Annotated in this window: 17 protein-coding genes; 6 read left to right on the forward strand and 11 right to left on the reverse strand. The window is 71.8% G+C overall.

Annotation, left to right across the window (positions count from 1 at the left end; translation table 11 throughout):
- Positions 1-18: 18 nt before the first annotated feature.
- The 4 genes from BUB75_RS35250 to BUB75_RS35265 all read right to left on the reverse strand — a co-directional run bounded on the left by BUB75_RS35250 (position 19) and on the right by BUB75_RS35265 (position 3,110).
- Positions 19-603 (reverse strand): TetR/AcrR family transcriptional regulator, encoded by a 585-nt coding sequence (locus BUB75_RS35250; RefSeq protein WP_073263552.1) that lies wholly within the window; start codon positions 601-603, stop codon positions 19-21.
- 13 nt (positions 604-616) lie between these two features.
- Positions 617-2,017 (reverse strand): WS/DGAT/MGAT family O-acyltransferase, encoded by a 1,401-nt coding sequence (locus BUB75_RS35255; protein WP_073263759.1) that lies wholly within the window; start codon positions 2,015-2,017, stop codon positions 617-619.
- Between the two features lie 62 nt (positions 2,018-2,079).
- Entirely contained in the window at positions 2,080-2,688 is a 609-nt protein-coding gene (locus tag BUB75_RS35260) for a VOC family protein (protein ID WP_073263553.1), read from the reverse strand.
- On the reverse strand, positions 2,685-3,110 hold the full coding sequence (locus BUB75_RS35265) for a VOC family protein (RefSeq protein ID WP_073263555.1): 426 nt from the start codon (positions 3,108-3,110) through the stop codon (positions 2,685-2,687). Before BUB75_RS35265 ends, BUB75_RS35260 begins: the two co-directional genes overlap by 4 nt.
- Before the next feature lie 184 nt (positions 3,111-3,294).
- Between BUB75_RS35265 and BUB75_RS35270 the strand changes: the two genes are divergently transcribed.
- Positions 3,295-4,149 carry an ABC transporter substrate-binding protein gene (locus BUB75_RS35270; protein ID WP_073263557.1) on the forward strand — a complete coding sequence of 285 codons (855 nt, stop codon included), beginning with the start codon at positions 3,295-3,297 and terminating at the stop codon, positions 4,147-4,149.
- A 20-nt stretch (positions 4,150-4,169) separates the two neighbouring features.
- Here the strand turns inward: BUB75_RS35270 and BUB75_RS35275 are convergent, their stop codons facing one another.
- On the reverse strand, positions 4,170-6,356 hold the full coding sequence (locus tag BUB75_RS35275; protein ID WP_073263559.1) for an MMPL family transporter: 2,187 nt from the start codon (positions 6,354-6,356) through the stop codon (positions 4,170-4,172).
- 161 nt (positions 6,357-6,517) lie between these two features.
- On the opposite strand from BUB75_RS35275, the gene BUB75_RS35280 reads away from it, so the two are divergent.
- Positions 6,518-7,681 carry a sensor histidine kinase gene (locus BUB75_RS35280; protein WP_073263561.1) on the forward strand — a complete coding sequence of 388 codons (1,164 nt, stop codon included), beginning with the start codon at positions 6,518-6,520 and terminating at the stop codon, positions 7,679-7,681.
- Positions 7,678-8,355 (forward strand): response regulator transcription factor, encoded by a 678-nt coding sequence (locus BUB75_RS35285; protein ID WP_073263563.1) that lies wholly within the window; start codon positions 7,678-7,680, stop codon positions 8,353-8,355. Before BUB75_RS35280 ends, BUB75_RS35285 begins: the two co-directional genes overlap by 4 nt.
- Positions 8,356-8,364: 9 nt before the next feature.
- Here the strand turns inward: BUB75_RS35285 and BUB75_RS35290 are convergent, their stop codons facing one another.
- Positions 8,365-8,961 carry an HdeD family acid-resistance protein gene (locus tag BUB75_RS35290; protein ID WP_073263565.1) on the reverse strand — a complete coding sequence of 199 codons (597 nt, stop codon included), beginning with the start codon at positions 8,959-8,961 and terminating at the stop codon, positions 8,365-8,367.
- 116 nt (positions 8,962-9,077) lie between these two features.
- On the opposite strand from BUB75_RS35290, the gene BUB75_RS35295 reads away from it, so the two are divergent.
- Positions 9,078-9,887, forward strand: a complete 810-nt coding sequence (locus BUB75_RS35295; protein ID WP_073263567.1) for an SAM-dependent methyltransferase — start codon at positions 9,078-9,080, stop codon at positions 9,885-9,887.
- A gap of 47 nt (positions 9,888-9,934) precedes the next feature.
- Entirely contained in the window at positions 9,935-10,594 is a 660-nt protein-coding gene (locus BUB75_RS35300) for a TetR/AcrR family transcriptional regulator (protein ID WP_073263569.1), read from the forward strand.
- On the opposite strand, the gene BUB75_RS35305 is transcribed toward BUB75_RS35300, so the two are convergent.
- The 4 genes from BUB75_RS35305 to BUB75_RS35320 all read right to left on the reverse strand — a co-directional run bounded on the left by BUB75_RS35305 (position 10,578) and on the right by BUB75_RS35320 (position 14,827).
- Positions 10,578-11,573, reverse strand: coding sequence for a Rieske 2Fe-2S domain-containing protein (locus BUB75_RS35305; RefSeq protein ID WP_073263571.1), 996 nt, complete (start codon positions 11,571-11,573; stop codon positions 10,578-10,580). The genes BUB75_RS35300 and BUB75_RS35305 overlap by 17 nt on opposite strands.
- 67 nt (positions 11,574-11,640) lie before the next feature.
- On the reverse strand, positions 11,641-13,011 hold the full coding sequence (locus BUB75_RS35310; protein WP_178380067.1) for an amino acid permease: 1,371 nt from the start codon (positions 13,009-13,011) through the stop codon (positions 11,641-11,643).
- 206 nt (positions 13,012-13,217) lie between these two features.
- Positions 13,218-13,841: a dihydrofolate reductase family protein gene (locus BUB75_RS35315; RefSeq protein ID WP_073263763.1), complete on the reverse strand. Its 624-nt coding sequence runs from the start codon at positions 13,839-13,841 to the stop codon at positions 13,218-13,220.
- 32 nt (positions 13,842-13,873) lie between these two features.
- Positions 13,874-14,827, reverse strand: a complete 954-nt coding sequence (locus tag BUB75_RS35320; RefSeq protein WP_073263573.1) for an AraC family transcriptional regulator — start codon at positions 14,825-14,827, stop codon at positions 13,874-13,876.
- A gap of 80 nt (positions 14,828-14,907) precedes the next feature.
- On the opposite strand from BUB75_RS35320, the gene BUB75_RS35325 reads away from it, so the two are divergent.
- On the forward strand, positions 14,908-15,723 hold the full coding sequence (locus BUB75_RS35325; protein ID WP_073263575.1) for an NmrA family NAD(P)-binding protein: 816 nt from the start codon (positions 14,908-14,910) through the stop codon (positions 15,721-15,723).
- A gap of 214 nt (positions 15,724-15,937) precedes the next feature.
- On the opposite strand, the gene BUB75_RS35330 is transcribed toward BUB75_RS35325, so the two are convergent.
- Complete coding sequence (locus BUB75_RS35330) at positions 15,938-16,651, reverse strand: hypothetical protein (RefSeq protein WP_073263577.1); 714 nt, start codon at positions 16,649-16,651, stop codon at positions 15,938-15,940.
- Positions 16,652-16,696: the final 45 nt, after the last annotated feature.

The raw sequence follows: 16,696 nt of genomic DNA on the forward strand, positions 1-16,696 counted from the left end.
CACTCTAGACGGGAAACGTCAGTTAGTCACCGGCTCCCGGGCCAGTCCCCGCACCGTGATCCCGACGAGCTGCCGCAGCAACTCCCGGCGCTCCCCCGCCGACCCGGCGCGGAGCGCGATGCCCTTGGCGCCGTAGAGCAGCACCACCGGGAGCGCAGGCGCCCCGGAGATGTCGAGCCGGTCGGCGAACCGGTCGAGCAGCGCGGCCAGCACCGCGAGCAACCGCTCCTCGAACGCCAGCCACAGGTCGTCGGCCCGGCCGTGCACCTCGTCGATCAGCTCGGCCGGGAACCGGTCGAGCGTGCGATCGGCGGGCTCGTGCATGCGGAGCATCACGACCAGGACCGCGCAGAGCCGGTCGGCGGGCTCCCCCGGCATCCGCGCCTCGGTCTCGGCCCGTTCGGCGAGGTCCTCGAAGCCCCACTCGGCCGCGGCCCGGAAGATCTCCTCCTTGCCCCGGTAGTACTGGTACAGCGTCGGCCGGGAGACGCCGGCCGCCTGCGCGATCACGTCCATCGACGTGCGCCGGTAGCCGTACCGTGCGAAACACCCGACGGCGGCGCGCAGATAGCGGTCACGCCGGTCCGGGGTGGGTGTGCTCATACGACAAGATTAGTCAGACTGTCAGGACCGGCTCGGCCGCCGCCACCAGCTCGGTGACACCGCGGGCGATGCCGTCCACCAGCACGTCGATGTCCGGCACCGCGTCGAAGTCCGCGGTGACCCCGAAGCTGACCACGCCCTCGTAGGAGAAGATCCCGATCGAGAAACGCACGCCGCTGCCGAGCGGCACGTACGGGTAGAGCGACCGCAGGTGCCTACCCAGCACGAACAGCGGGATCGGCGGGCCGGGGACGTTCGTCGTGACCGCCTGCACCCACGGCTGCCCGGACCGGAGCAGGGTCCGGACGGCGGCCGCGAGCAGCGGCGCGGGCACCAGGTCCGCGGCGCCGGTGACCGCCCGCGGGTCGTACGCCGACAGCGCGCGTTTGTTGGCGTCCATCTGCGACCGCACCGACGCCAGCCGCGCCGTCGCGTCCGGCTCGGCCACCGGCAGGTCGACGAAGACCGCGGAGATCTGGTTGTTCAGCGTGCCGCGCTCGGTCGGCCGCCGGATCGACACCGGGACCATCGTCCGGACGAGAAGGCCCTGGGTCAGCTCACCGCGCGCGGCGAGCAGGTCGCGGAGCCCGGCGGCGACGGCGGTGACCACGACGTCGTTCATCGAGCCGCCGAGCGCCCGGCGGACGCGGCGCACTTCGTCGACCGTGGTGTGGGTCCAGGCCCACCGGCGGTGCGGGCCGAGCCTGCCGTTGAGCGACGAGGCCGCCGGCGTGACGAGTTGCCTGCCGACGTTCGCCGCCGCACCACCCAGGACCCCGGCCTGGCGGGCCAGTGCGCCGGCGCCCGACCAGCCGGGTAAGGACGCCGCCGCACGGGCCACCCCGGCGAACCGCCGCACCGGCCGGGCCACCGCATCGGTCAGCGCCTCCACCGCCACGGCCGCGGGCGACGGTGGCTCCTGCGGGTCCCACGGCTGCGGCTCGGGGTGTGTGGCCGCCGGATCGAGGTCGAACACGAGCTGCATCAGGTCGGTGCCCGCCACCCCGTCGACCATCGCGTGGTGCACCTTGTTGATCATCGCCCAGCGGCCCTCGGCCAGCCCCTCCACCAGCCAGAGTTCCCAGAGCGGCTTGGACAGGTCGAGGCGCTGGCCGAGCACCCGCCCGGCGAGGTTCCGCAGCTGCTCGTCGCTACCCGGCCGGGGCACCGCCGTGTGCCGGACGTGGTACAGGATCTGGAAGTGTGGATCGTCGACCCAGACCGGCCGGCCGAGATCCAGCGGCACCCGCATCGCCCGCTGTCGGTAGCGGGGCACTTCGGGCAGCTTGCCGAGCAGCAGGCGCACCACGTCGCCGTAGGAGGGCGCGGGTCCGTCGAACACCGCCACCGACCCGACGTGCATCGGCGTCGTCTCGCCTTCGGCGAAGAAGAACCCGGCATCCATCGCGCTCATCCGGTCCACGATCCGCTCCTCTACGCCGAGTCGCGTCAGGTCCCCCCAGGCATACCCCGGAACTATGCCGATTCCCAGGCGAACCCGTCCGGATCGGTGAACGGCCCGGCGTCGCTGCCGATCGCGATCCGGTGCGACCCGGACCCGTCCGGCGAGACTCCCGCGGTCTTGGCCAGCGCGCGGCGGGTGTAGAGGCCGAGCTGGATGTGCTCCTTCTCGCTGGTGAACTCGACGTACTTGCGGCCGAAGCTCTTGCCCACGGTCAGCCCGTGGTCGACGTAGAATTGCTTGCTCGCGCCGACGTCCTCGGCGCCGATGAGCAGGACGATCTTGTCGAACTCGCGGGCGGCGGGCCCGGTGTTCTTCTTCGTCGACGTCGCGATGTTGAGGATCGTCCCGTCCGGTGCGGTGACCAGCCCGCCGTAGCCCCAGAGGCTCTTCTTGGCCGGCTTGAGCGGCGTTCCGCCGGACGCGATCGCCGCGTCGTACAGCGCGTCGACGTTGTCCGGCTGCGACGCGATGAGCGACAGCGTGAACCCGCGGAAGCCGGACGACGGTGCGTCCGAGCTCCGCACGGCCACCGGACCGTCCGGCCCGACGAGCGCGGTGTAGAACGCCTCGGCGGCCGCGGTGTCGGGCGTTTCGACGATGAGCGACTCGATCACGGTCATGACACGTCCTCCCGGCGGATCTCGTTGATGCGGATCAGGTTGCCCGCCGGGTCGCGGAACGCGCAGTCCCGGACGCCGTACGGCTGGTCGGTCGGCTCCTGGACGACGTCGGCGCCGGAGGCCACGATCCGCGCGAACGTGTCGTCAAGGTTCGGCGTGGCGAGCGTGAGGATCGCGTAGACGCCCTTCGCCATCATCTCGGCGATCGTGCGGCGCTCGTCGTCGGTGATCGCCGGGTCGACGGCCGGCGGGCAGAGCACGATCGACGTCGTGCCCTTCTCCTTGGGGCCGACCGTGATCCACCGCATCGTGCCGCCGCCGACGTCGTTGCGGACCTCGAAGCCGAGCCCGTCGCGGTAGAAGGCCAGCGAGGCGTCCGGGTCCTCGTGCGGAAGAAACGCGTGGTAAACGCTGATGTCCATGCCGGTAACGCTAGGTGCGCGCCCCGGGCGGGCGCTTCTCGATTCCTGATCGGTTGCGGCCGGTTCACCTAAGCCTGAGCGGTGGGACGTTCCGGAGCCCGCGGTGGTCGCCCTAGCGTGACGGCACCACTGCGACCCCCCACCACCACTGCGCCCCCCAACTGCGAACCCCCGAGGAGTCGGAATGCCGCGGCCGCTGCGCGTCGTCCTGGAACGTCGTCCCCACACGGCGGCGATGATCGACGGCCTCGTGCCCGCGCCCGCCGGGGTCGAGGTCGAGTGGGTCGAAGTCGCGCCGATCAACACCGCGTTCCGGCGGATGACCGACGACCTGGAGTTCGACGTCTGCGAGATCGCGGCCGGTGCGTTCCTCCTCGCGGTCGGCGGCGGGGTGCCGATCGTCGGCCTGCCGGTGTTCCCGCTGCGCCGCTACCCGCACCACGGGCTCCAGGTCCGCCGCGACAGCGGGATCCGCACGCCTGCCGACCTGGCGGGCGCGCGGATCGGCACCAAAGCGTTCAGCCAGACCACAGGCTTCTGGATCCGCGGCATCCTGAACAGGCAGTACGGCGTCGACCTGGACGGCCTGACCTGGGTGGTCAGCGCCCAGGAACACGCGCCGGGCTTCCGGTTCCCGGCCACCGCCGAGCCGGTTCCCGGCGCCGACCTGCCGCAGCAGCTCCGCGACGGCGCGCTGGTGGCCGGGCTCGGCCTGGCCGTGAAGGACGACGCGGTCGGGCCGCTGTTCGCGGACCTGACGGCCGCCGAGCGGTCGTGGTTCGACCTCACCGGCGCCGAGACGATCAACCACACGATCGCGGTGCGCCAGGACGTCCTCGCCGAGCGTCCGACGCTGGCCGCCGAGCTCTCCGACTGGTTCGTCCGGTCCTGGAAGCACGCCGGGTCGCCGGTGAGCGAGTACGGGCTGGTGCCGGCCAACCGGGTGACGCTCGAGCTGCTGCTCGACCTGGTCCGGGAGCAGTGCGGCGCCACCAACCCGCTCCCGGCCACGATCGACGACGCGTTCGTCACGCTCTGACCCCGCCGCCCGGCCCCCGTTCAGCCGGGTTGGCCGACGGCGGCTTTCGGCTTCTCGGCGGGGAGCGCGGTCGCGTCCTCGCGGCCCAGGCTCGGCAGACGACGATCCAGCCAGCCGGGTAGCCACCAGTTCGCCCGGCCGAGCAACGTCATCGCGGCGGGGACGAAGATCATCCGCACCACGGTGGCGTCGAGCAGCACCGCGGTCGCCAACCCGAGCCCGACCATCCGGGACAGCGGCGACGGGCTGGCCACGAACGCGAGGAACACCGCGGCCATGATCAGCGCCGCCGACGTGATCACCCGCCCGGTCGACGCGATGCCCCGCGCCACCGACCCGACCGGGTCGCCGCTCTGCAGGTACGCCTCCCGGATCCGGGACAGCAGGAACACCTCGTAGTCCATCGAGAGCCCGAAGAGGACCGCGAAGAAGATCACCGGCAGCGGCGATGCGATCGGGATCGTCTGCTCCAGCCCGACCAGCTCCTTGAGCCAGCCCCACTGGAACACCGCGACCACCACGCCGTAGGCGCCGCCGATCGAGAGCAGGTTCATCAGCACGGCCTTGAGCGGCACGACGATCGAGCGGAACACCAGGAGCAGCAGGACGAACGACGCCGCCAGGATCCCGCCGACGAAGATCGGCAGGACACGGCCGAGATGGTGGGTCAGGTCGTCGGTCATCGCGGTCAGACCGGCGATCCCGGCGTTGGCGGGAACGATGTCGCGGAGGCGGTCGAGCGTGTCCGAGGTCGCCTCGTCCGACGGCGAGGTCGTGGTGAGCACGCGGAGGACGACCGTGGACCCGTCGGACGACGTCACGGGTTCGCCGACCGAGGCGACGCCCGGGTCGTCGGCGAGGCGCTGCGACAGCGCGGGCACGTCACCGGCGTCGGCCCCGGACTCGCGCAGGTCGACGACGACCAGCAGCGGACCGTTGACGCCCGGCCCGAAGCCCTCGGCCAGCAGGTCGTAGGCGCGCCGATGGCCGATGTTCGTCGAGTCGTCGCCGGCGTCGGGGAACCCGAGCCGCATGCTCAGCGTGGGTGCGGCCAGCGCGAGCAGGAACACCAGCGCGGCGAGCAGGTAGCGCACGGGCCGCGCCGAGACGTGCCGCGCCACCCGTTCCCACCGGGAGCCCGACGATTCGCGCCGCCGCAGGGGCAGCCGCCCCCGGTCGATCCGGTCCCCGAGCAGGCTCAGGATCGCGGGCAGCAGCGTGAGCGCGGCCAGCACGGCGGCGAGCACGACCAGCGCGGTGGCGAGCCCGATCGAGATCAGGAACCCCATGCCGGTTACCAGCAACGCCAGCATCGCGACGACGACCGTGCCGCCGGCGAACAGCACGGACGTGCCGGCCGTCCCCATCGCGACGTCGAGCGCCGCAGCATTGTCCCGCCGAGGATCCCGAGGCCCTTCGTCACGAGACCCCGCTTCGCGGGATCGCACCCCGCGCGCCTCCCGGTACCGCGCCGTGATGAACAACGCGTAGTCGATGCCGACGCCGAGCCCGATCATCGCGGCGATCGTCGGCGCGACGTTCGACACGTCCATCGTGTTGGCCAGCACCGCGATGCCCCCGAGCCCGGCACCCACCACGATCAGCGCCAGCACGATCGGGATCAGCGCGGCCACCACGGTCCCGAACGCGACGAGCAGCACGACCAGCGCCGCGAGGATCCCGGCCGCTTCGGCGCCCGACGTGGCGTCCTCCGAGTTGATGAACGCCGTGTCCCCACCCAGTTCGGCGGTCAGTCCACCCGCGGTGGCCGGCTCCAGAGCGTCCGAAATGGCAGTGATGGCCGGTGTACCCACCCGCGTGGAGGGAACGTCGAACGTGATCTCGGCGTAGCCGATCCGCCCGTCGGGCGAGATCGTGCCCGCCGCGAACGGGTCCGCGACGCGCGCCACGTGCGGGACGTCCGCGATCCGGTCCACGGCAGCGTCGACGGCCGCGCGATGCTGCGCCAGGTCGTCCGCGGCGAACACCGCGATCGCGACGCCGTCGGCCGCTTCCGGGAACCGTTCCTCGAGCAGCCGCATCGTGCGGTCGCTCTGGCTGCCGGGTGCGGCGAAGTCGTCGGCGAAGGATCCGCCGACCGTACTGCCCAGTACGAGGAGGACGGCCGCAGCGACCACCCACGCGAGAAGAGTGCGAAGAGGCCTGCGTGCGCTGGCCGCGCCCAGGCGCCGAGTCAACGTATTCATGGCCGTCAGCGTGGGTGGCGGGCCGGGGTACCGTCGCCCGGCGCGGGACGGGCCGCGCTCTCCCCCGCGGGGCGGGTGACCACCGGATGCGCCTCCCCCGCGCGACGGATGACGGCGACGCCGCCGCGCCCTACCGTGCAGGACATCGGAACGGAGGCGCGATGAATCTTGCTTTCCGTGGACCGTTCGCGCGCTGGCCGCGCGCCTCGGACGCGGTGCTCGCCGTCGTGCTGTTCGCGTCCGTGGCGCTGCTGAGGGACGGTCCCGACGACCAGCTCGTGTACCGGCCGATCACCGACGTCCCGCTCGCGGTGCTCGCCGTCCAGGTGGGGGCCGCCGTCGCGCTGTACCGGCGCCGGCGCGCGCCGCTGCCGGTGCTCGGCGTGGTGCTGGTCTGCTGGGCGCTCCTGGTCGCGACCGACAACTCCCTGGCCGAGGAGTATGACGTCGGGTTCCTCATGGTCGCCGCGCTGTACAGCGTCGGGCGCTACGAGGCGAACAGCAGGCGGGCGCTGGCCGGTCTCGGGGCCACGTACGCCGTGCTCGTGCTCGACATCCTCGTGCTGGGGTTGCCCTGGGGTGAGACCGCGTTCGGCTTCGTGTTCCTGTTCGTCGTCTGGTACATCGGGCGTCGCCTGCGGCTCCGCGCCGACAACGCCGAACGACAACGACGCCAACGCGCGGACGAACTGCGGCGGATCGTCGCGGAGGAACGCACCCACATCGCCCGGGAGCTGCACGACGTCGTCGCCCACCAGGTGAGCATGATGACCGTGCAGGCCGGGGCTGCCCAGGCGGTCGCCGACACCGATCCGGTCGGTGCCCGGCAGGCGATGGCCGCGGTCGAGCAGGCCGGACGCCAGACGCTGGACGAGCTGCGGCACCTGCTGGGGGTGTTGCGGCCGGAGTCGATGCGCAACGGCGTCGGCCCGCAGCCCGGGCTCGCCGACGTCCCGCGACTGATCGACCAGGTCAGCGCCGCCGGGCTCGACGTCCGGATCACCGACGAGCTGGCCACCCCGCTCCCGACCCGGGTGCAGCTGTCGGCCTACCGGATCGTCCAGGAAGCACTGACCAACGTCGTGAAACACGCGGGGCCCGGCACCCGGGCCGACGTGCACCTGCGCGAGGAAGGGACCGACGTGGTCATCGAGGTCACCGACGACGCCGCGCCGGGCGTGACCCGTCCGCAGGCGGCCGGGCACGGCATCGTCGGGATGCGGGAGCGGGCGACGCTCCTCGGTGGTTCGCTCGTGGCCGCTCCGCGCCCCGACGGTGGTTTCCGGGTCCTCGCCCGGTTCCCCCGGGACGGGGCCTCCGCGTGACCATCCGCGTCGTCGTCGCCGACGACCAGGCCCTGGTCCGCGGCGGGTTCAGCATGATCCTGGGTGCCCAGCCCGACATCGACGTCGTGGCGGAGGCCGGCACCGGGCTGGAGGCCATCACGGCCGCCGAGAAACACCATCCGGACGTCGTCCTGATGGACATCCGCATGCCGGAGCTCGACGGGCTGGAGGCCACCGCACGCATTCTCGCCGACGCCGACTGGCCGGTGCGGATCCTCATCCTGACGACGTTCGACCCGGACGAGTACGTCTACCGGGCGCTCCGCTCCGGCGCCAGCGGCTTCGTGCTGAAGGACATCCCGCCCGCGGAGCTGGCCACGGCCGTCCGGACGGTCGCCGGCGGCGGCGCTCTGATCGCTCCGTCGATCACGCGCCGCCTGATCGCCCGGTTCGCCGCGGGTCCCGGCGTGAACTCGGCGGTCGCCGAGCGGGTGCACCGGCTCACCGAGCGCGAACGCGACATCGTCGTCGCGGTCGCACGCGGTGCGACGAACACCGAGATCGCCGAGCGTCTGTTCGTCGGTCCGGCCACCGTGAAGTCACACGTGTCCAGCATCCTGACGAAGCTGGGCCTGCGCGACCGGGCCCAGATCGTCGTGTTCGCTTACGAGAGCGCGCTGGTCGAGCCCGGGGCCCATGACATCGGGCACTGAGTTCTTAGTTCACGAGGCGGTTTCGCGGCGCAGTTGCAGGACCAGGAACAGCTGGACGAGCCCCACGACGATCAGCCAGATCCCGGTGAAGACCACCATCGCGACCAGCGTCAGCTCGGGCCAGAGGAGGACGACGAGGCCGCCGAGGATCGCGACGCCGCCGAGCACACCGACGACCACCCTGGTCCGTCCGGTGTAGCGGCTGCCGAACGTCGACGCGACCACGATGACACCCTCGATCAGCCAGGTCAGGCCGATCACGGTGGCCAGCACGAGCAGCGACGTCACGATGTGCCGCAGGCAGACAATGCCCGCGACGACGAATAGGACACCGAGGACGCCGTCGAGCGCGCGGATCGCGGCGTCGGCGTGGCTGGTGATCGCGCGGGCGAGATGGATGATGCCGTGGACGATCAGCCAGAGACCGAACAGGACGGCGCCGAGGTACAGCGTGGCGTCCGGCCAGAACGTCATCAGGAGACCGACGACGACCGAGGCGGCGGCGCCGGCGAGCGCGAGCCACCAGAGCACGCGCTCCCAGTTACGGGAATCGGTCGAGTCGAGGGGAGTGTGCGGGGCCGAGGCGTGGGAGACGGTGTCGGACACGGATGCCCTCCCGGGACGAGAGTCGGCGGTGCCTTCGGTTCATTATCGACTCAAGCACCGCCCCGCATACCGGCAAGCGGCGATCTGAATCGGTGCGCTGTTCGAGAATGGCGGCCATGACCGACGCCGCCACACCAGACCCCACCGCGCTGCGCTCGGATCGTCCGCATCCGGCGCGGATCTACAACTACTTGCTCGGAGGGTCGGACTACTTCCCGGCCGACCGGGCGGCAGCCGAGGCCGGGCTGGCGGTGAACCCTGGCGCGCGCGTCGCCGCCCGCGCGAACCGGGAGTTCCTCCGCCGCGCGGTCACCCATTTGACCGGGGACGCCGGGCTCCGGCAGTTCCTCGACATCGGCAGCGGCATTCCCGCCGCCGGCAGCACGCACCTCGTCGCCCGGGCGATCGCGCCGGAGTCCCACGTGGTGTACGTCGACAACGACCCGCTCGTCGTCAAGCGTGGCCGCGCGCTGCCCGCGGACCACGGCGCGATCGAGTACATCAGCGGTGACCTGCGGGAACCCGAGCGCATCCTGGCGCGTGCCACAGCCACGCTCGACCTGGGACAGCCGGTCGGGCTGCTGCTGCTCTCGGTGACCCACCACCTGCGGGACGAGGACGACCCGCACGCGCTGGTGGCGGGGCTGCTCGCGGCCTTGCCCGCCGGCTCGTACCTGGCGCTCTCCCAGGTGACGCCCGACCTGGCGCCGGACGGCTGGCGCGCGGTCGAGGCCGACTTCGCGAGCCGGGGCGGTGTGCTCCGACCGCGGACGAGGGCCGAGATCACCCGGTTCTTCGACGGGCTGGAGCTGGTCGAGCCGGGTCTGACGGTGGTCCACCGCTGGCGTCCCGACGAGCGCGACCAGCAGGCCGACCAGCCGGACGCCCTGGTGTCCGTGTACGGCGGAGTGGCCCGCAAGCCCTGATGAAACGATGGGGTCGCCTGTCCCGAGAACTACTCCGCGGAGCCCACATGCCTGTTTCCTCCGGCGACGAACGACCGGTTCGGCGTCGGACGCTCGGGCGGCCGGCGAACGCGGACAGCGCGGCGACGCGGCGGGCGATCCTGGCCGCGGCGTCGGCCGAGCTGGCGGCCGGTGGTTACGAGCGGCTGAGCCTGGAGACGGTCGCGGACCGGGTCGGCATCACCCGGGGCGCGATCTACCGCTACTTCGGCTCGAAGCTGGACCTGGCGCGGAACGCCGTCCGGGAAGCCTCGGCCGCGTTCGACGGCGCGATCGAGGGCCAGGTCTATCCGGCCGGCGGGCTTCTCGACCAGTTGCGGGCCCTCGTGCGGGTCGCGGCGAACTACGCGTTCGAGCACCCGGACCGGTCGATGGGCTACTACCAGATCGGCCGGCTCGCCCCCGAGGACGAGGAGATCGCGGCGGCGTTCCGCGAGCTGTCCCGGCAGGTCCGCGTCGTGATCGTCGAGCTGATCGCGCGGGCCGAGGAGCGCGGGGAGCTGGCGCCGGGCGTCGACCGGGCCGCGATCATCCAGGCGGTCGCCGGTCTGATCTGGATGGTGGGGTCGGGAGCGGCGACCGCACCGAACGAGGAAGTCCGTCAGCAGATCCTGCACGGCATCGAGCTGTTCTTCGACCGCCCACCCTGGTTCACCGGTCCGGAGTGATGTCGTAGAACTGTTTGGCCCAGCGGCGGACGCTCGTGTAGGCGGCGGCGTCCTGGGTCGCCAGCGTGGGGTGCTCGATGTACTCCTGGTAACGCCAGATCGACAGGTCGTCCCAGACCGTGGAGAGGAACTGCTTCTCGATGCGTTCGCGGAGGTCGTCGGGGGGAACCGGGTTCTCGTCGCCCTCGAGACGCGGCCACCAGATCGAGTAGAAGAGGTCGGAGACGCCGTCGTCCACCGGTGTGCAGGCGAAGATCAGCCGGTGTTGCTGGACCCCTTCGAACGCGCTGATCGCGCCGCCGAGCCCGAACATGTTGCTGTGGATGCGTAAGACCATCGCGTCGGGGTCGGCGCTGCGGGTATTGGGCCAGCCGGTGAGGAAGCGCCACTCGTGGTCGACGGCCTCGTACTTCAGCATCCGCGGGGTGACCGTGGCGTGGTGCACGTACTCGAAGTGCACGCTGTCCGGGCCGTTCTCCGCGACGATCTGCGGGTGGACCGGCTCCTTCTCGGCCCGGCTGGAGAACGTCGGGTAGGCCGGGTAGAAATGCGTGTCGTCGGTGTCGAACTGCGGGAACGACTCGAAGATGTCCGGCACCTGCCAGCTCGGCGGTTCGCCGTGGGGGTGGTGCCAGAGGAACACGCACTCGTGCTGTTCGACGACCGGGTAGACGCGCATACGGGCGGCGCGGTTGGGCCGGTCCTGGTACGGGATCGAGCGGTTGGTGCCGTCCGGGGCCCAGCGCCAGCCGTGGAACGGGCAGACGACGCAGTCGCCCTCGACTTTCCCGCCGTGCCCGAGGTGAGCGCCCAGGTGCCGGCAGTGGGCCTGCAGCACGTGCAGTTCGCCGTTGTCGTCGCGGTAGGCCGCGAGTTCCTCGCCGAAGTAGTGCAGCGGGCGGACCTCTCCCTGGGTGAACTCCGCCGACCAGCCGATCATGTACCAGCCGGTGGGTTTCCAGGTGAACGGAACCTTCACGTCGCCCCATCCCCGCCAGGTAAGTAACGCGAGCGTTATTTACGCTAGCCGCGCGCGTCGCGCGGCGTCAACGCGTGACCGATACAGCGCGCCGACGGCGGGCAACCACCGCGTGCGCACCCAGCACGAACCCCAGCGACAGCAGGCTCAACAGGAGCTGGGAACGGGTGTCCGAGCCGATCGCCATCGACGCCAGCACGACGACGATCGCGACGATGACGATCAGCGTCAGCGCCGGGAAGCCCCACATCTTCACCGGCAGTTCGTCGTCCGGCGTCCGTCGTCGCAGGATCAGCTGCGAGACGCAGATGAACAGGTAGACGAACAGGATGACCGCTCCGGACGAGTTGAGCAGGAACAGGAACACGGTGTCCGGAGCGACGTAGGCCGCCACCACGCAGGCGAACCCGACCACTGTGGACACCAAGATCGCCGCCACCGGCACCCCGCGGCCGGACACGCGCGTCAGCCGCTGCGGCGCCTCGTTCCGCGCGGCCAGGACAAAAATCATCCGGGACGCGGTGTAGAGCCCGGAGTTCAAACAGGACAGCACCGCGGTGAGCACGACGGCGTTCATCAGGTCGGCGGCACCGGGGATGCCCATCACCTCGAACGCGCTGACGTACGGCGACTCCCCGAGCCGCGTCGAGTTCCACGGCAGGATCGCCGCGAGCAGGAACACCGAACCGACGTAGAAGATCGAGATCCGGACGACGACCGAGTTCGTCGCCTTCGAGATCGCGCGCGCCGGGTCGTCCGACTCGGCAGCGGCGATCGTCGCGATCTCCGCACCGACCATCGAGAAGATCACGACGACGATCGCCGAGAAGATCACGCCCGGCCCGTTCGGCAGGAAGCCACCCTCGTCGGTGAGGTTCGAGAAGTCCCTACCGCGTCCCGGCCAGAGCCCCAGCACGAAACAGGCGCCGAGCGCCAGCATCGCGCAGATCGCGAACACCTTGACCCCGGCGAACCAGTACTCGAACTCGCCGTAGGAGCGGACCGAGAACAGGTTCGTCACGGTCATCAGGACCATCAGCACCAGCGCGAGCGTCCACAGCGGTGCGTCGACCCAGCGGCGGAGGATCTCCGCCCCGGCGACCGCCTCGAACCCGACGACGATGACCCAGAAGTACCAGTACAGCCAGCCGACCGAGAACCCGGCCCAGCTCCCGAGCGCCTGCCGCGCGTAGTCGGCGAACGAGCCGGTGGACGGATGGGCGGTGGCCATCTCGCCGAGCATCCGCATGACCAGGACGATGAGCACCCCGGTGACGGCGTAGGTGAGGAACGCCGCCGGGCCGACGTCGTTGATCACCGCGCCAGATCCGACGAACAGCCCGGCGCCGATCACGCCGCCGATCGCGATCATCCGGAGGTGACGTGGACGCAGGCCCTTCCGCAGTTCCGCAGTGTGCTCCTGGGTGACCTGAGCCATGGCTGCTCCCCTGCGTCTCGTCCGTACGGTCTCCGTACCAACCACTCCTCACCCCGAAACGCCGGCCGTGGGGAGCGGGGAGCCGGGTGGTACGGGTGGGCTGCGCGGGAATGGTTGCGGCGTTCTCCGCCTGCCTCGCCCCATGGTTGCGACGGATTCCGTGCCAGGACACGGAAACGGCCACAATCACACTGCAGCCCGCGCGCTCAGCGGGAGACCTGGTAGCGGAGCCAGACGAGGTCGCCGATCGTCTCGTTGCCGGCCAGCACGAACGTTCCCGCGGGCGGGTGCGACGGCCCGTACCAGTGGTGGTGGCCGCCGCCGTGGCCGGCGAACACCGGGTGGACCAGCAGGCTCACCTCGTCGAGCAGGCCCTTGGCGAGCAGCGCGCCGATCAGCGCACCGCCGCTGTCGACCCGCACCGTCGCGGCGCCGCGGGCGGCGAGTGCGGCCAGGGCCGCGCGGAGGTCGACGCGCTCCCGGCCGACGACGAGCTTCTCCGGCGGCTCGCCCCCGCTCTTCGGTGTGGACGCCGCCCGCAGCGCCAGGACGCCCGACCAGTGGCCGGCGTCGCGCAGTGCCCTCCACTCGTGGACCCGCGCGCTGCTGTCGACGACGGCGAGCAGCGGGCCGTCCGGCGCCGGGCCCGGCCGCGGACCGTGGGCGAGCGCGGCCTTCTGCGCGAGGATCGTGTCGGCGCCGACCAGCGTGACGTCCTCGTGCCAGGTTTGTGCCAGCGCGTAGAAGCGGGCGAGGTCGGGTTCGAATCCGGTGGTGGCACCTTCCAGCGACACGGCGACGTGGGCCACCACGTGCGGTAGTTCCCTCATCAGCTGAACGTAACCCCGGCCACCGGCGGACGTCACCCGGCTGAGCGGAACTCCTGTGGGCTGACGCCGTGAAACCGCTTGAACGCCGAGCTGAGCGCGAACGGGCTGCCGTACCCGACCTTGCGGGCGACCGCGGCGAGCGTCGCGTCCGGCTCGCGCAGCAGGTCCGCGGCGAGGGCCAGCCGCCAGCCGGTCAGGAACGCCATCGGCGGCTCGCCGACCAGCTCGGTGAAGCGTCGGGCGAGCGCGGCACGGGAGACGCCGGTCTCGCGGGCTAGCAGCGCGACGGTCCACGGCCGGGCCGGCTCGCTCTGCAGCATCCGCACGGCCGGGCCGACGACCGGGTCACTGTGCGCGCGGTACCAGCCGGGTGCGGCGCTGTCCTGACGGGCGAACCAGGTCCGCAGCGCGCCGATCAGCAGCAGGTCGAGCAGCCGGTCCAGCACCGCGGCCTGCCCGGGCGCGTCCTTGACGATCTCGTCGGCGAGGAAGCCCACCAGCGGGTTGTCCCAGCTGTCGTGCCGGATCACCAGCACCGGCGGCAGCGTCGCGAGCAGCCGGCTGCTGACCTCGCTGTGCACCTGGTAGGCACCGGTCACCATCTCGGTGCCACCGGTCGCGTCGTTGCCCCAGGTCCGGACGCCGAACGCGCCCGGCGGCGAGATCAGGTCGGTGAGCTGCCCGACCGGCATCCCGTCCGGCGTCCGGCACTCCTGGCCGGGCAGGATGTGCACCTGCGGCACGGTGTCCGGGTGGTCGCTGACCGTGTAGTGGTCCGGCCCGCGGAAGATCATGACGTCGCCCGCCTCGACGCGGATGAGACCGCCGGACGCGGGCAGGATGCACGCACTTCCCTGGACGAGCGCGCAGAGCGCCAGCGGCGACTCGTCCTCGATCCGCAGCGACCACGGTGGTGTCAGCAGCGAGCGGAGCAGGAACGCGCCGCGCGCCCTCGGCCCGTCGAGCAGACCCGCGAGAGTGTCCACGAAGACAGGTTAGACGCTCGCGTATGGGGATGCGGCTCGCAGCGATGGTTCCGTCTCACGCCGGACGGTTTCCTCAAGACATGACAATTCTCCTGACCGCAGGACACGGTAAGACCGGCCGCCGCATCGCGGCCCGCCTCGACGCCCTCGGCGTCCCGACCCGCATCGGCTCCCGCTCCGGGACGCCGCCGTTCGACTGGACCGACCCCGCTACCTGGGCCGACGCGCTGGCGGGCGTCGACGCCGCGTACGTCGCGTACGTCCCGGACCTCGCCGTCCCGGACGCTCCGAAGGCGATCGAGACGTTCACCGCCGAGGCCGCTCGCCAGGGCGTCCACCGCCTGGTTCTGCTTTCCGGGCGAGGCGAAGCCGAGGCCGAGCACTGCGAGCGGATCGTGCAGGCCAACGCTCGGGAGTGGACGATCGTGCGCTGCAGCTGGTTCTCGCAGAACTTCAGCGAGGACTACTTCCTCGACGACGTGCTCGGCGGTGCGCTCCGGGTGCCGGTCACCGACGTCCGCGAGCCGTTCGTGGACGCCGACGACATCGCGGACGTCGCCGTCGCGGCGCTCACCGATCCGCGGCACGCCGGGCAGCTGTACGAGCTCACCGGGCCGCGGGCGCTGACGTTCGCGGAGGCCGCGGAGGCGATCACCGCCGCGTCCGGGCGCACCGTGCGGTTCGAGCCGGTGAGCCTCGCGGAGTACGAGGCCGGGCTGCGCGCGGCGGGCTACCCGGACGAGGTGATCGGCTTGGTCACGTTCCTGTTCACCGAGGTGCTCGACGGGCGTAACGAGTCGGTGCGCGACGGTGTGCAGCGCGCGCTCGGGCGTCCGCCGAAGGACTTCGCCGCGTACGCCAGGGACGCCGCGGCCTCCGGCGCCTGGGCGGAGTGACCGCCCACCCGTGGTGACCGTCCCTCCGCGGTGGCCGTCCCTTCACCGTGACACACGCACGCCGTCGCCGGCCGGGTGAGCAGCCACCCGGCCGGCGACGGCGCGCGAGAAACGGTCCCGGCCGGCAGGGACCAAGCCGGCCGGGACCGGGCCCGACGGGGTGCCGGGCCGTCGGGGAGGCCCGGCGGTCACCGGGCGCCGGGCCGTCGAACGCTCAGGCCGCGCGGGACCCGGCGGTGAACGGGCGCCGGCTCAGCGCCACGCCGAGGAACGTGACGATCAGCCACAGCGCGCCGAAGAGGCCGGGCGCGCCGGGCACGGACGTGAGCACGATCATCAGCAGCGTCCCGAGGACCGGCAGCACGCTGACGATCCCGATCCACAGCGGCAGGCTGCGTTCGACCAGCCCCATCCAGGCGGCGGCACCGGCCGCGACGACGACGCCCAGCCACCCGATGAACGCACCGAAGTCGGTCAGCATGAAGTACACGTACAGGCCCTGCTGGTCGAAACTGCCCGCCTCCGGACCGTCGGCGGAGTAGAGCGCGAGCGCGCCCATCCAGCCGTAGGCGAACGTCAGCGCGGCGGCCGACGCGAGGAGCCCGTTGCTCACGACCCGGCTCGCCGAGCTGCCGGGCAGCTGCGGTTCGACGTGACGGCGCCACTGCCCGGCGAGCACGAGCAGCCCGGCGACCGCGAGGTAGCCGAGGACGAACCCGATCCGGGTGCCACCCGAGTCGACCCGGTCGACGACCGTGATGTCGAGCCCGCTGCCGTCCTCCGGGTAGACGCTCTTCGCGAACACGTTCATCGTGGCCACGAGACCGAGAACGCCGGTGACGACGCCGGTGACCGCCCAGGGCCGACGGCGCCGGGCCGCGTCCGGCGGCGCGGTGCTCCGGTCGTGCGCAGCGGTGTAGGTGGTCATGGTGCTCCTTCGGGGGTGCGGGACCTGCGGAAACCGTTGCCGACG

The sequence above is a fragment of the Cryptosporangium aurantiacum genome, from assembly GCF_900143005.1.
GTDB lineage: Bacteria > Actinomycetota > Actinomycetes > Mycobacteriales > Cryptosporangiaceae > Cryptosporangium > Cryptosporangium aurantiacum.

Coding starts and splice junctions, on each gene's coding strand:
- BUB75_RS35250 (WP_073263552.1), bottom strand. CDS start 603: ATGAGCACACCCACCCCGGACCGGCGTGACCGCTATCTGCGCGCCGCC.
- BUB75_RS35255 (WP_073263759.1), bottom strand. CDS start 2,017: ATGAGCGCGATGGATGCCGGGTTCTTCTTCGCCGAAGGCGAGACGACG.
- BUB75_RS35260 (WP_073263553.1), bottom strand. CDS start 2,688: ATGACCGTGATCGAGTCGCTCATCGTCGAAACGCCCGACACCGCGGCC.
- BUB75_RS35265 (WP_073263555.1), bottom strand. CDS start 3,110: ATGGACATCAGCGTTTACCACGCGTTTCTTCCGCACGAGGACCCGGAC.
- BUB75_RS35270 (WP_073263557.1), top strand. CDS start 3,295: ATGCCGCGGCCGCTGCGCGTCGTCCTGGAACGTCGTCCCCACACGGCG.
- BUB75_RS35275 (WP_073263559.1), bottom strand. CDS start 6,356: ATGAATACGTTGACTCGGCGCCTGGGCGCGGCCAGCGCACGCAGGCCT.
- BUB75_RS35280 (WP_073263561.1), top strand. CDS start 6,518: ATGAATCTTGCTTTCCGTGGACCGTTCGCGCGCTGGCCGCGCGCCTCG.
- BUB75_RS35295 (WP_073263567.1), top strand. CDS start 9,078: ATGACCGACGCCGCCACACCAGACCCCACCGCGCTGCGCTCGGATCGT.
- BUB75_RS35300 (WP_073263569.1), top strand. CDS start 9,935: ATGCCTGTTTCCTCCGGCGACGAACGACCGGTTCGGCGTCGGACGCTC.
- BUB75_RS35310 (WP_178380067.1), bottom strand. CDS start 13,011: ATGGCTCAGGTCACCCAGGAGCACACTGCGGAACTGCGGAAGGGCCTG.
- BUB75_RS35315 (WP_073263763.1), bottom strand. CDS start 13,841: ATGAGGGAACTACCGCACGTGGTGGCCCACGTCGCCGTGTCGCTGGAA.
- BUB75_RS35325 (WP_073263575.1), top strand. CDS start 14,908: ATGACAATTCTCCTGACCGCAGGACACGGTAAGACCGGCCGCCGCATC.
- BUB75_RS35330 (WP_073263577.1), bottom strand. CDS start 16,651: ATGACCACCTACACCGCTGCGCACGACCGGAGCACCGCGCCGCCGGAC.